Origin of the sequence: Streptococcus sp. D2 (assembly GCF_006385825.1) — a bacterium.
Taxonomy (GTDB): domain Bacteria; phylum Bacillota; class Bacilli; order Lactobacillales; family Streptococcaceae; genus Streptococcus; species Streptococcus shenyangsis.
The window spans coordinates 53,631-66,318 of the sequence record NZ_VFSI01000006.1 but is presented as its reverse complement, the minus strand read 5'-3'; the positions used below and the strand labels follow the sequence as shown (position 1 = coordinate 66,318).

Annotated in this window: 14 protein-coding genes, 1 pseudogene and 1 other annotated feature; of the genes and pseudogenes, 11 read left to right on the top strand and 4 right to left on the bottom strand. The window is 38.7% G+C overall.

The features are described 5' to 3' along the window. Nucleotides 1–104: 104 nt before the first annotated feature. Both FJR73_RS04955 and FJR73_RS04950 read right to left on the bottom strand, forming a co-directional pair. Nucleotides 105–1,187, bottom strand: a complete 1,083-nt coding sequence (locus FJR73_RS04955) for a DEAD/DEAH box helicase (RefSeq protein ID WP_140833678.1) — start codon at nt 1,185–1,187, stop codon at nt 105–107. Further along, complete coding sequence (locus FJR73_RS04950; protein ID WP_140833677.1) at nt 1,165–2,160, bottom strand: Gfo/Idh/MocA family protein; 996 nt, start codon at nt 2,158–2,160, stop codon at nt 1,165–1,167. The genes FJR73_RS04955 and FJR73_RS04950 overlap by 23 nt, the downstream gene beginning before the upstream one ends. A 153-nt stretch (nt 2,161–2,313) precedes the next feature. Between FJR73_RS04950 and FJR73_RS04945 the strand changes: the two genes are divergently transcribed. From FJR73_RS04945 to FJR73_RS04925, 5 genes are all read left to right on the top strand, one after another. Continuing rightward, entirely contained in the window at nt 2,314–3,006 is a 693-nt protein-coding gene (locus FJR73_RS04945) for a YoaK family protein (protein ID WP_235888717.1), read from the top strand. A gap of 58 nt (nt 3,007–3,064) precedes the next feature. After that, nucleotides 3,065–3,152 (top strand) — a sequence feature (ribosomal protein L21 leader region). Nucleotides 3,153–3,188: 36 nt separating this feature from the next. Then, nucleotides 3,189–3,503: a 50S ribosomal protein L21 gene (gene rplU, locus FJR73_RS04940; RefSeq protein WP_000109141.1), complete on the top strand. Its 315-nt coding sequence runs from the start codon at nt 3,189–3,191 to the stop codon at nt 3,501–3,503. Nucleotides 3,504–3,518: 15 nt separating this feature from the next. Then, complete coding sequence (locus tag FJR73_RS04935; RefSeq protein ID WP_000613694.1) at nt 3,519–3,863, top strand: ribosomal-processing cysteine protease Prp; 345 nt, start codon at nt 3,519–3,521, stop codon at nt 3,861–3,863. Nucleotides 3,864–3,879: 16 nt separating this feature from the next. Beyond that, nucleotides 3,880–4,173 carry a 50S ribosomal protein L27 gene (gene rpmA, locus FJR73_RS04930; RefSeq protein WP_000916509.1) on the top strand — a complete coding sequence of 98 codons (294 nt, stop codon included), beginning with the start codon at nt 3,880–3,882 and terminating at the stop codon, nt 4,171–4,173. A gap of 334 nt (nt 4,174–4,507) precedes the next feature. Beyond that, on the top strand, nt 4,508–4,906 hold the full coding sequence (locus FJR73_RS04925) for a DUF5301 domain-containing protein (protein ID WP_181146607.1): 399 nt from the start codon (nt 4,508–4,510) through the stop codon (nt 4,904–4,906). A gap of 98 nt (nt 4,907–5,004) precedes the next feature. Here the strand turns inward: FJR73_RS04925 and FJR73_RS10610 are convergent. Continuing rightward, nucleotides 5,005–5,140: pseudogene (locus FJR73_RS10610) on the bottom strand (AraC family transcriptional regulator). Here FJR73_RS10610 and FJR73_RS04920 point away from each other — a divergent pair. From FJR73_RS04920 to FJR73_RS04895, 6 genes are all read left to right on the top strand, one after another. Further along, nucleotides 5,133–6,038, top strand: coding sequence for a LysR family transcriptional regulator (locus tag FJR73_RS04920; RefSeq protein ID WP_140833673.1), 906 nt, complete (start codon nt 5,133–5,135; stop codon nt 6,036–6,038). The pseudogene FJR73_RS10610 and the gene FJR73_RS04920 overlap by 8 nt on opposite strands. Continuing rightward, nucleotides 6,038–6,499 (top strand): signal peptidase II, encoded by a 462-nt coding sequence (lspA, locus tag FJR73_RS04915; protein WP_136936985.1) that lies wholly within the window; start codon nt 6,038–6,040, stop codon nt 6,497–6,499. Before FJR73_RS04920 ends, lspA begins: the two co-directional genes overlap by 1 nt. Continuing rightward, nucleotides 6,489–7,376: an RluA family pseudouridine synthase gene (locus FJR73_RS04910; RefSeq protein WP_140833671.1), complete on the top strand. Its 888-nt coding sequence runs from the start codon at nt 6,489–6,491 to the stop codon at nt 7,374–7,376. Before lspA ends, FJR73_RS04910 begins: the two co-directional genes overlap by 11 nt. 2 nt (nt 7,377–7,378) lie before the next feature. Continuing rightward, entirely contained in the window at nt 7,379–9,256 is a 1,878-nt protein-coding gene (gene cbpE, locus FJR73_RS04905) for a phosphorylcholine esterase CbpE (protein ID WP_140833669.1), read from the top strand. A gap of 272 nt (nt 9,257–9,528) precedes the next feature. Then, a complete protein-coding gene (locus tag FJR73_RS04900; RefSeq protein WP_140833667.1) occupies nt 9,529–10,533 on the top strand; it encodes an NADP-dependent oxidoreductase in 1,005 nt (334 codons plus the stop codon). 16 nt (nt 10,534–10,549) lie between these two features. Beyond that, a complete protein-coding gene (locus tag FJR73_RS04895) occupies nt 10,550–11,194 on the top strand; it encodes a TetR/AcrR family transcriptional regulator (RefSeq protein WP_140833665.1) in 645 nt (214 codons plus the stop codon). A gap of 93 nt (nt 11,195–11,287) precedes the next feature. Here the strand turns inward: FJR73_RS04895 and gdhA are convergent, their stop codons facing one another. Further along, a complete protein-coding gene (gene gdhA / locus FJR73_RS04890; RefSeq protein ID WP_140833664.1) occupies nt 11,288–12,634 on the bottom strand; it encodes an NADP-specific glutamate dehydrogenase in 1,347 nt (448 codons plus the stop codon). Nucleotides 12,635–12,688 lie beyond the last annotated feature (54 nt).

The following is a 12,688-nucleotide window of genomic DNA, read 5'->3' as shown; positions in this document are numbered from 1 at the left end:
AGAATCTTGCTTTGCAAGGTTCTTTTTTCTGATATTGAACTAAAATTGAAGAATTGTTTACATAAAAAAGCTCTATACACCTGATGTGCATAGAGTAATGGGGATTATTTGATATAGAGTTCTTGGTTTTTCAAGACAATTTCACGTACGCTTGCAAACTTCTTGAGTTTTTTAAGTTCTTCTGGATGAGTGACGAGAGTGATAACATAACCTTCCTTGCCCATACGACCTGTACGGCCAGCACGGTGAGTGTAGGCTTCCATGTCTCTTGGAATATCAAAGTTTACGACACATTCTAGGCTATCGATATCAATTCCACGAGCCAAAAGGTCTGTTGCAAGGAGTAGGGTTAGTTGGTTATCTTTAAACTTTTCTAAGATGACTTTTCTAAATTTAATATTGACATCACTAGCGAGGGAAACAGCCAATATATCACGATACTGTAATTTTTCTTCTGCGCTTCCAAGGTCTGATAGGCTGTTAAAGAAGACCAGACCACGGAAATCCTCTACATGAGCTAGTTTTCGTAGCATATCCACACGATGGCGTTGCTCCACCTGCATGTAGAAATGTTGGATGTTGTCCAATTTTTGGTCAGAAAGATTAATGGTACGTGTGTTAGGCGCAATCTTTTCTTGGTCAAACTTGGTCGTCGCACTCATATAGACCAGTTGGTGGTCACGCGGTGCGTAGTGAGTGATTTTCTCCACAAAGTGTATCTGAGAATCATCGAGCAATTGGTCAAATTCATCTAGAATGATGGTTTCCACATTCATCATCTTGATTTTTTTCAATTTAATGAGTTCAAAGATACGACCAGGGGTTCCAATCAGAATTTCTGGTCCTTTTTTTAGGCGTTCAATCTGGCGTTTCTGACTCGAACCCGATAAGAAGAGTTGGGCAGTTAAGCCGATGGCTTCAGCCCACGTTTTACATACATCAAAAATCTGTCCAGCCAGTTCTGTATTAGGCGCTAGAATCAAGAGTTGTTGGGCTTTTTTCTTTTGTAGTCTGAGAAGACTTGGTAGAAGGTAAGCTAGGGTCTTACCAGTTCCTGTTGGGCTCACCCCTAGGAGGTTTTCTCCAGCAAGAAGGGGTTCAAATAGTTGAGTTTGAATGGGAGTAAATTCTTGGAAACCGAGTTGATCACTCAATTTTTGCCATTCAGTCGGTAGTTTGGTTTTCATTTTCTGCCTCAAATCTAATGCCAGCAGTCTGGCGCATGGTATATAGTAGCTCATGAACAGAACTTGCATCATCCATCCAAGTTTGGTAGAGATTCAGATCTGGTTGATGGAGCATGTGTGCAAATGCAGCAGCTTCCTCAGTCATCGTATGGGGAGCCTGTTGGATAGGAAGCTGGACTTGATTTCCTTGGTGGTCGGTAAAAATAGCTGAATGGACATGTTCAATCGTGTTGAGGATCAAGGTGCCATCTGTCGTGTAAATTTCGCAAGGGAGATTAGAAGTGATGTTTTTACCAGCCTTGATATGGACTTGAAAATCAGGGTAGAAGAGGATGCCATCTCCATTTAGGTCAATGCTATTGTCAAGCTGTTGAGCCTGATAGGTGGCGTTCTCAGCCTTTCCAAAGAGGCGAACGGCAGCGTAGAGAGGATAAATCCCCAAATCCATGAGGGCTCCACCAGCAAAACGCTCTGAAAAGACATTGGGCGTATGACCAGCCAACAAGTCAGGCATCTTTGAAGAATACTTGGCATAGTTGAAATCTGCTCCCAAAATTTGTTTGTCTGCTAAAAAGTTTTTGATAGTAGTAAAAGTTTTCTCATGGTAATTACGAGCTGCTTCGAAGATAAAACGGTGATTTTTCTTAGCTGTTTGAATCAAATCCAGCCATTCTTGTGGCTGAGTGACAGCTGGCTTTTCAAGAATGACGTGTTTACCTGCAGATAATGCAGTTTTTGCTTGAGCAAAATGCAAGGAGTTTGGACTAGCAATATAGACCACATCAAAGGAGCTCTTGACTAAGTCTTCTAATTGATCAAAGAGCTGGATATCTTGATAGCGAGAAGCAAAGGTTGCTGCAGTTTCTAGTTTTCTAGAATAGACTGCGACCAACTGGTATTCTCCACTGGTATGGGCTGCTTCTATGAAGTGATGGCTGATAGCGCCTGTTCCGATGACACCTAATTTTAGCATAAATACTCCTTTTCCGATTTCAAATCCTTCTTTCATTATAACATAGATAGACGGGACTATCCAACAGAGGGTGAAAAATTTCAAATAAGCTACTAGGACTTTTCCAAAGAAAGTGGTACAATAATGAGATGAGTAAATGAAATGGGAGGGAAAATGAGATTATTACCTATAAGAAAAATATCACGTCAGTCTAAGAGGCTAGCGCTTTTTTTGACTTTTTGTGCAGGTTATGTAGATGCCTATACTTTTATTGTGCGAGGGAATACTCTTGTAGCTGGACAAACTGGGAATGTAGTCTTTCTTTCAGTAGAATTAATCCAAAATAATGTTTCAGATGTTAGGGACAAGGTTCTCACCTTGCTAGCTTTTATGATGGGGGTCTTTTTATTAACTGTTTATAAGGAAAAATTGAGAATTGTGAAAAAGCCAATTTTGTCATTGTTTCCTTTAGCAATCTTATCAATCATTATTGGTTTTGTGCCGCAAACTGTAGATAATATCTATCTAGTACCGCCCTTAGCCTTTTGTATGGGCTTGGTGACAACTGCCTTTGGTGAAGTATCGGGGATTGCCTACAATAATGCTTTTATGACGGGGAACATCAAACGGACCATGTTGGCTTTTGGGGATTATTTTAGGACCAAGCACACACCATTTTTACGTGAAGGGATTATCTTTGTAAGCCTGCTTAGTAGTTTTGTACTTGGCGTTGTCTTTTCAGCCTATTTGACGATTTTCTATAATGAAAAGACTATTCTTGGTGTTCCTATTATGATGAGCATTTTTTACCTCAGTATGTTTTCTGCCTCGTGGCGGAAAAAAGTAAAAGAAAAAGCTTCATTTTAGGTGTTATTACTTGTAAGAAAATAGGAGATATGCTATACTTGAAGAGTTGACTATGCACGTTCCTGTGCAACCGCACGAACATCGTCGCTTGATTATTCAAGTTTAAGTGGTTCGTCCCACGATGCTAGGCGAGTCTTCACAAAAAATTCGGGGAAACCCATAAAAATCATAGGAGGTGCATAATGAGCACATACGCAATTATCAAAACTGGCGGAAAACAAGTTAAAGTTGAAGTTGGTCAAGCAGTTTACGTTGAAAAATTGAACGTTGAAGCTGGTCAAGAAGTTACTTTTAACGAAGTTGTTCTTGTTGGTGGTGAAAACACTGTTGTCGGAACTCCACTTGTTGCTGGAGCTACTGTAGTTGGAACTGTTGAAAAACAAGGAAAACAAAAGAAAGTTGTTACTTACAAGTACAAACCTAAAAAAGGTAGCCACCGTAAACAAGGTCACCGTCAACCATATACTAAAGTTGTCATCAACGCAATCAACGCTTAATTTTAAGGAGAACACATGATACAAGCAGTCTTTGAGAGAGCCGAAGATGGCGAGCTGAGGAGTGCGGAAATTACTGGACACGCCGAGAGTGGCGAATACGGCTTTGATGTCGTGTGTGCATCGGTTTCTACGCTTGCCATTAACTTTATCAATTCTATTGAGAAATTTGCAGGCTATGAACCAATCCTAGAATTAAACGAAGATGAAGGTGGCTATCTGATGGTTGAAATTCCAAAAGATCTTCCTTCACACCAGAGAGAAATGACCCAGTTATTCTTTGAATCATTTTTCTTAGGTATGGCAAACTTATCGGAGAACTCTTCAGAGTTCGTCCAAACCAGAGTTATCACAGAAAACTAACACGGAGGAAAACATTATGTTAAAAATGACTCTTAACAACTTGCAACTTTTCGCCCACAAAAAAGGTGGAGGTTCTACATCAAACGGACGTGATTCACAAGCGAAACGTCTTGGAGCTAAAGCAGCTGACGGACAAACTGTAACAGGTGGATCAATCCTTTACCGTCAACGTGGTACACACATCTACCCAGGTGTAAACGTTGGTCGTGGTGGAGACGATACTTTGTTCGCTAAAGTTGAAGGCGTAGTACGCTTTGAACGTAAAGGACGCGATAAAAAACAAGTTTCTGTTTACCCAATCGCTAAATAAAAAGGTCCAGTGAACCTTTTTATCCCGAGCCTTGAAATATAAAGGCGAGGAAGCTAGAAGTAGCATAAACTAAGGCTTTCCGAGTTTTCGGAGAGCCTCTTTTTTTGTTTTGATACCCACGCTGATACCCATATTTTAAAAACCAATGTAAGAAGCGAACTTATCGGCTACTTTATCTTTTAGATACAATCATAAAATAGTGGAATGTAAAACTTTTACAGTAATAAAGTTTATGAGGGAATAAGATATTGTAAAAATGGCTACGTTTTGATATTATAATTGTATCTCAGAGAAAAAGTAAGCAGGATGAAAGGATGTAGACTAGTATGAAAAAATTATCACTATAATAGTCTGTTCAATCTCTTTTCTTGTTCTATCTGCTTGTGTAAGTAAGAAAAAACTTATTCTTCCTGAGCCTGAAACGATCTCTGTAATTTCTATTCAGAAAAAACTCTCTGAAAATGTTAAAACAATAACCAAGAGAGAAGAAATCTCAAAGTTAATTAAGGAGATACAGAAACAGTCTAAATCTACAACTTTGGAGAGTTTCAATGATCAACCGACAAATGTTAAAGATTACATCATTATCAAATTTACTCATCAGAATGAAGAAAATGATAGTGTAGTTTATCTATATACTATAAAAGAAAAACAGTATATTGAACAACCTTATGTTGGGATTTGGGAGGTAAGTCCAAATATAGCTAATAGGATTGAAGAGGCTTTTTCATAAATTTATGGGAAATCGAATTTGTGTCAAGTTTGAAACGGTAAATCAACAAGATTTGCTGTTTTTATTTGTTTGAAATAAAATGAGGACTGAAAAAGACATTATTCTAATTCTTGTCTTGGAATGTTAGGTAATTCATTTAGATTTGAAAGTTTCCTGACTTTTTTCCTTTTTGGAAAACTTCTAAAATATGGTATAATGAAAAGATAAAGAAGTTGGGGGATAGAAGATGAACATTCAACAATTACGCTATGTTGTGGCTATTGCCAATAGTGGTACTTTTCGTGAAGCTGCTGAAAAGATGTATGTTAGTCAGCCGAGTCTGTCTATTTCTGTTCGTGATTTGGAAAAAGAGTTGGGCTTTAAGATTTTCCGTCGGACCAGCTCAGGGACTTTCTTGACTCGTCGTGGTATGGAATTCTATGAAAAAGCGCAAGAATTGGTTAAAGGATTTGATATTTTTCAAAATCAGTATGCCAATCCTGAAGAAGAAAAAGATGAATTTTCCATTGCTAGCCAGCACTATGACTTCTTGCCACCAACTATTACTGCCTTTTCAGAGCGCTATCCTGATTATAAGAACTTTCGTATTTTTGAATCGACTACTGTTCAAATCTTAGACGAAGTAGCGCAAGGGCATAGTGAGATTGGGATTATCTACCTTAACAATCAAAATAAAAAAGGGATCATGCAACGGGTTGAAAAGTTAGGCCTTGAGGTCATTGAATTGATTCCCTTCCATACCCACATTTATCTCCGCGAGGGGCATCCTTTGGCTCGGAAAGAGGAACTGGTCATGGAGGATTTAGCGGACTTACCGACAGTTCGTTTTACCCAAGAGAAAGACGAGTACCTTTATTATTCGGAGAACTTTGTTGATACCAGTGCAAGCTCACAGATGTTCAATGTGACAGACCGTGCTACTTTGAATGGTATTTTGGAGCGGACGGACGCTTATGCTACAGGTTCTGGATTTTTAGATAGTGACAGTGTCAATGGTATCACAGTTATTCGTCTCAAGGATAATTTGGATAATCGTATGGTCTATGTTAAACGTGAAGAAGTGGAGCTGAGTCAAGCTGGGACTCTCTTCGTAGAAGTCATGCAAGAATATTTTAATCAGAAGAGGAAATAATGAAAAAAAGAGGAATAGTGGCAGTTATTGTACTGCTTTTGATTGCGCTGGATCAGTTGGTAAAATCCTATATCGTCCAGCAGATTCCACTGGGTGAAGTGCGTTCTTGGATTCCCAATTTCGTTAGTTTGACCTACCTTCAAAATCGAGGGGCAGCCTTTTCGATGCTACAAGACCAGCAGTGGCTATTTGCTATCATTACACTGGTCGTTATGGTAGGTGCCATTTGGTATCTACATAAACACATGGAGGATTCATTCTGGATGGTCTTGGGTTTGACCTTGATAATCGCAGGTGGTCTTGGAAACTTTATTGACAGGATCAGTCAGGGCTTTGTTGTGGATATGTTTCACCTTGACTTTATCAACTTTGCGATTTTCAATGTGGCAGATAGCTATCTGACTGTTGGAGTGATTATTTTATTGATTGCAATGCTAAAAGAGGAAATAAATGGAAATTAAAATTGAAACTGGTGGCCTGCGTTTGGATAAGGCTTTGTCGGATTTGACAGAATTATCACGCAGTCTCGCGAATGAACAAATCAAATCAGGCCAGGTCTTGGTCAATGGCCAAGTCAAGAAAGCTAAATACACTGTCCAAGAGGGCGATGTTGTCACTTACCATGTGCCAGAACCAGAGGTCTTAGAGTATGTGGCTGAGAATCTTCCGCTAGAAATCATCTACCAAGATGAGGATGTGGCAGTCGTTAACAAGCCTCAGGGGATGGTTGTGCATCCGAGTGCTGGTCATACTAGTGGGACCCTGGTAAATGCCCTTATGTATCATATTAAGGACTTGTCGGGTATCAATGGGGTTCTGCGTCCAGGAATTGTTCACCGTATTGATAAGGATACGTCAGGCCTTCTCATGGTTGCAAAAAATGATGAGGCGCATCTAGCACTTGCTCAAGAACTTAAGGATAAAAAGTCTTTACGCAAATATTGGGCGATTGTTCATGGAAATCTTCCAAATGATCGTGGTGTGATTGAAGCACCGATTGGCCGGAGTGAAAAAGACCGTAAGAAACAGGCTGTGACTGCGAAAGGTAAGCCTGCGGTAACTCGTTTCCACGTCTTAGAACGCTTTGGTGATTATAGCTTAGTGGAGTTGCAACTGGAGACAGGGCGCACCCATCAAATCCGTGTTCACATGGCTTATATCGGCCATCCAGTCGCTGGGGATGAAGTCTATGGTCCACGTAAGACTCTGAAAGGACATGGACAATTTCTTCATGCTAAGACTTTAGGATTTACTCATCCACGAACAGGTGAGATTTTGGAATTTACTGCAGATATCCCAGAGATTTTTAAGGAAACCTTGGAGAAATTGAGAAAATAAGAATGAAAAAGAAATTAACTAGTTTGGCACTTGCAGGCGCTTTTTTAGGTGTGTCATGGTATGGTAATGTACAAGCTCAAGAAAGTTCGGGAAATAAAATTCACTTTATAAATGTTCATGAAGGTGGCAGTGATGCAATTATTCTTGAAAGTAATGGACATTTTGCCATGGTGGATACAGGAGAAGATTATGATTTCCCAGATGGAAGTGATTCTCGTTATCCATGGAGAGAAGGAACTGAAACGTCTTATAAGCATGTTCTGACAGACCGTGTCTTTCGTCATTTGAAGGAATTGGGTGTCCAAAAACTTGATTTTATTTTAGTGACTCATACCCACAGTGATCATATTGGAAATGTTGATGAATTATTGTCTACCTATCCAGTTGACCGAGTTTATCTTAAAAAATATAGTGATAATCGTATTACTAATTCTGAACGCCTATGGGATAATCTGTATGGCTATAATAAGGTTTTACAGACTGCTGCAGAAAAAGGTGTTTCAGTTATTCAAAACATCACACAAGGAGATGCTCATTTTAAGTTTGGGGACATGGATATCCAGCTCTATAATTATGAAAATGAAACAGATTCGTCGGGTGAATTAAAGAAGATTTGGGATGACAATTCCAATTCCTTGATTAGTGTAGTAAAAGTCAATGGCAAGAAAATTTACCTTGGGGGCGACTTAGATAATGTTCATGGAGCAGAAGACAAGTATGGTCCTCTTATTGGAAAAGTTGATTTGATGAAGTTTAATCATCACCATGATACCAACAAATCAAATACCAAGGATTTCATCAGAAATTTGAGTCCGAGTTTGATTGTTCAAACCTCGGATAGTCTACCTTGGAAAAATGGTGTTGACAGTGAGTATATCAATTGGCTCAAAGAACGAGGAATTGAGAGAATTAATGCAGCCAGCAAAGACTATGATGCAACAGTTTTTGATATTCGACAAGATGGTTTTGTCAATATTTCAACATCCTACAAGCATATTCCAAGTTTTCAAGCTGGTTGGCATAAGAGTGCTTATGGAAACTGGTGGTATCAAGCGCCTGATTCTACAGGAGAATATGCTGTTGGTTGGAATGAAATTAAGGGTGACTGGTATTACTTTAACCAAAGAGGTATCTTGTTACAGGATCAATGGAAAAAATGGAACAATCATTGGTTCTATTTAACAGATTCTGGTGCTGCTGCAAGTAATTGGAAGAAAATCGACGGAACCTGGTATTATTTCAACAAAGAAAAACAGATGGAAATTGGTTGGGTAAATACTGGAGGTCAGAACTATTATTTATCAAACGATGGTTCTATGAAGACAAGTTGGCTTCAATATAAGGGTCAATGGTATTACTTTGCTCAATCAGGGGAAATGAAAACGGGTTGGGTAAAAGATAAAGAAACCTGGTACTATATGGATTCCACTGGTATCATGAAGACAGGTGAGATAGAAGTTGCTGGTCATCATTATTATCTAAAAGAATCAGGAGCTATGAAGCAAGGCTGGCATAAAAAGGTAAATGATTGGTACTTCTACAATACAGATGGTTCACGAGCTGTTGGTTGGATCAAAGACAAGGACAAATGGTACTTCTTGAAAGAAAATGGTCAATTGCTTGTGAATGGTAAGACGCCAGAAGGCTATACAGTTGATTCAAGTGGAGCCTGGTTAGTGGATGTTCCGGTCGAGAAATCTGCTACAACTAGAGATACAAGTAACTCAGAAATAAAAGAATCGAAAGAAGTAGTGAAAAAAGATCTTGAAAATAAAGAAACGAGTCAACACGAAAGTATTACAAATTCTTCAACTAGTCAAGATTTGACATCCTCAACTTCACAAAGCTTTGAAACGAGTGCAAACAAATCAGAACAGTAGTAAACATTAGTAGCTTAAAAACATGATTAAACCGCTATTCTTAGGAGTAGCGGTTTTTCTTTTTGTCTAGCAGAGAGCAAAAAAGGGAAAGTTATCTTGAAAAGTGAGGAGAGTTAGATTGAAAGAATCATATTGGGAAATTGAAATGATGGATATTTGTATCATGTCATAAATCACTATCAAACGATAATATTGATTTTCTTACAAATTAAGAGTATAATTTATAAAAATGAGTGTTCACTCAATTTTTGTGAAATTAAGGAGTAAAGAAAATGGTTGTTGAAGCAATAGAGTACAGTCGTTTCGGTAACGAAGAGGTCTTGGATTTGCTGAAGATCGACTCTACAGCCTTGGATGTAAATCAGGTGAGAGTAGAAGTTCATGCTGTTGGTTTAAATCCTATTGATTATAAAACTTTTGAGGGAGCGAAACCCCTTCGATTTCTATCTTTTATAACGAAATTAAGGAAACCAAGTCGTTGGTTTGAATCTAAATCATCTTTATTTCCAAGAGGTGTGGGGAGAGATTTTTCTGGAGTTATTACAGAAGTTGGAAATGAAGTAACTAGGTTTTCAGTAGGAGATAAGGTGTTTGGAACAATGATTAGCGATCCTGGTTTGGGAACTAAGAGGGGAGCTTTAGCAACAGAAATTTGTGTCAATGAATCAGAAATTGTATTGAAACCAGAGATAATCGACATGACTCACGCAGCTACTATGGGAGTAGCTGCTCTAACTGTGGGTGGGGCTTTTAGAAGAATCGGTTTAAATTCAAGAGATACTGTTGTTATTTCAGCTGCAGCAGGAGGTATTGGAAGTATTGCAGTACAGTATGCAGTTGCTAAGGGGGCGACAGTGATTGGAATAGCAAGTAAGAAAAATGCAGAGTATCTGAAGTCTTTAGGTGCCATACCAGTAAGTTATGAAGAGAATATCAAGAAGGCTCTTCTATCAGCTAGTCCAACGCCTATTACAAAATTTTTGGATTGTTATGGATCTGATTATGTTAGATTGGCTTTTAGTTTAGGCTTGAAGGGGACAGCTATTGGGACATTAGTACCTTCGCCCTATGTTATGATAAAAGGTGCTCAGTTTACTGGTCCGAGACATTCCACATATGATGATTTTAGCACTTTAGCTGAAATGGTCTCAGACGGGAAGGCTCAGCTGAAAATTGATCAAGTGTATGACTTTTCTCTAAAGTCAGTTAGAGAAGCCTATCGTAGTCTGAAAATGGGACACAGTCGAGGCAAAAAAGTCGTAAAAGTAAGAGAGTAGAAGAGAGGTGCTAGCGATGGAAAGTTTAGAACAAAAGTATGCTCAGACGTTAGAAGTTAGCAACTTGAGCTTGAAACAACGTCGAGTATTATTATCAAGCTTAAAATTATTTTCAGAAATTGGATTTGAGAATACAACGTCCAGCCTTATTGCCGAACGCGCTGGAGTATCAGAAGGAACTGTTTTTAGTTACTTTAAAACAAAGGAAGGTATTTTAGAAGCCATTTTATCTATTTTTCTAGAACAGGTTATTCCAGAAGTAATTGCGGATTTCTCAGAAAAAAAATTCATAGTAGATCAAGAAACTTTTCCCTTCTTTTTAAAAAGTATTGTTCGAGATAGGCTCTTTTTCATTCAAGAGAATCAAATGCATGTTAAAATTCTCTTGGGGCGTTCTTTTATTGATAAAAATCTTTCTATCCAGTTAGGAAATATTATTGTTCAATCTATAATAGAACCAATTAGCCCTGTTTTAAATCAATTTAAAGAAAAAGGACTTATTCTAAATTGGTCAAATGAAAGAATTGTTCGATACATTTTAGCATTGAGTTTTTCTTATCTTATTCCCATGATGTTGAATGATGAAGGAATTATAAACATAGATGAAGTAGTTGATGAGATTGTTGAATGTTTGTCATCTGCCCTAATGAAAGTAAAATAAATTCTGAAGTTAAAACTCACTGTTAATGGTGAGTTTTTTGAACTCAACATAAAAATCCCCAATCGAAGCGATTGAGGATTAAGCAAATGAATCTTAAACAATACCTTGGGCAATCATAGCGTTTGCTACATTTTCAAAGGCAGCAATGTTTGCTCCTGCAAGGTAGTCTTTATCAAGATCGTATGTTTCTGAAGTCGTTTTAGCTGTGTTGAAGATGTTTGTCATGATGTCTTTGAGACGTCCATCAACTTCTTCACGAGTCCATGAGAGACGAAGACTGTTTTGACTCATTTCAAGGGCTGAAACGGCTACACCACCAGCGTTGGCAGCTTTGGCAGGTCCGTAGAAGATACCATTTTCTTTGTAAACTTTGATGGCATCAAGGTCGCTTGGCATGTTGGCACCTTCAGATACACAGATAATGCCTTGAGCAACTAAGCGTTTAGCTGCTTCACCGTTGATTTCGTTTTGAGTCGCACATGGAAGAGCAATGTCATAGTTTCCAGCGTAAGTCCATACAGAACCTTCGTGATATGTTGCAGTTGCTTTTTCAGCAGCATACTCAGTCAAACGAGCGCGACGTTTTTCTTTAACATCAACCAAAAGATCGAAGTCGATACCATTTTCATCGATGACATAACCATTTGAGTCAGAAACAGAAATAACAGTTGCACCGAGTTCAGTCGCTTTTTGAAGAGCATATTGAGCAACGTTACCAGAACCTGAAATAACGACTTTCTTACCAGCAAAGCTGTTTCCGTTAGCTTTGAGCATTTCTTCAGTGTAGTAAACCAAACCGTAACCAGTTGCTTCTGGACGAATCAAGCTACCACCGAATGGAAGAGGTTTACCAGTCAAGACACCAGCATCAAATTGGTTAAGGCGTTTGTATTGACCGTAAAGGTAACCAATCTCACGTCCACCAACACCGATATCACCAGCAGGTACGTCAAGTGATGGTCCGATGTATTTTTGCAATTCAGTCATGAAGCTTTGGCAGAAGCGCATCACTTCAGCATCTGTTTTACCTTTAGGATCGAAGTCTGATCCGCCTTTACCTCCACCGATAGGAAGTCCAGTCAAAACGTTTTTAAAGATTTGTTCAAATCCGAGGAATTTCAAAATCCCTTGGTTTACAGTTGGGTGGAAACGAAGTCCGCCTTTGTATGGTCCAACAGCTGAGTTGAATTGAACACGGTAGCCACGGTTTACTTGAACTTTTCCATCACGGTCAACCCAAGGAACACGGAAAGAAATCACGCGCTCTGGCTCAGTAATACGTGCCAAGATATTTTCTTCGATATACTCAGGGTGTTTTTCAAATACAGGTTCTAAAGTGTTGAAAAATTCTTCAACAGCTTGGAGGAACTCAGCCTCGTGCCCGTTACGAGCTTTTACAGTTTCAAACACGCTTTGGATATATTCTTTAGCAGATGTCATATCGTTCTCCTTAAATTCTAATTTAATTATGTGTGTCATTATAGCAGAATTTTT

Coding starts and splice junctions, on each gene's coding strand:
- FJR73_RS04950 (WP_140833677.1), bottom strand. CDS start 2,160: ATGCTAAAATTAGGTGTCATCGGAACAGGCGCTATCAGCCATCACTTC.
- FJR73_RS04895 (WP_140833665.1), top strand. CDS start 10,550: ATGGAAAGTTTAGAACAAAAGTATGCTCAGACGTTAGAAGTTAGCAAC.
- rpmA (WP_000916509.1), top strand. CDS start 3,880: ATGTTAAAAATGACTCTTAACAACTTGCAACTTTTCGCCCACAAAAAA.
- FJR73_RS04920 (WP_140833673.1), top strand. CDS start 5,133: ATGAACATTCAACAATTACGCTATGTTGTGGCTATTGCCAATAGTGGT.
- FJR73_RS04910 (WP_140833671.1), top strand. CDS start 6,489: ATGGAAATTAAAATTGAAACTGGTGGCCTGCGTTTGGATAAGGCTTTG.
- FJR73_RS04900 (WP_140833667.1), top strand. CDS start 9,529: ATGGTTGTTGAAGCAATAGAGTACAGTCGTTTCGGTAACGAAGAGGTC.
- cbpE (WP_140833669.1), top strand. CDS start 7,379: ATGAAAAAGAAATTAACTAGTTTGGCACTTGCAGGCGCTTTTTTAGGT.
- gdhA (WP_140833664.1), bottom strand. CDS start 12,634: ATGACATCTGCTAAAGAATATATCCAAAGCGTGTTTGAAACTGTAAAA.
- lspA (WP_136936985.1), top strand. CDS start 6,038: ATGAAAAAAAGAGGAATAGTGGCAGTTATTGTACTGCTTTTGATTGCG.
- FJR73_RS04935 (WP_000613694.1), top strand. CDS start 3,519: ATGATACAAGCAGTCTTTGAGAGAGCCGAAGATGGCGAGCTGAGGAGT.
- FJR73_RS04955 (WP_140833678.1), bottom strand. CDS start 1,187: ATGAAAACCAAACTACCGACTGAATGGCAAAAATTGAGTGATCAACTC.
- FJR73_RS04945 (WP_235888717.1), top strand. CDS start 2,314: ATGAGATTATTACCTATAAGAAAAATATCACGTCAGTCTAAGAGGCTA.
- rplU (WP_000109141.1), top strand. CDS start 3,189: ATGAGCACATACGCAATTATCAAAACTGGCGGAAAACAAGTTAAAGTT.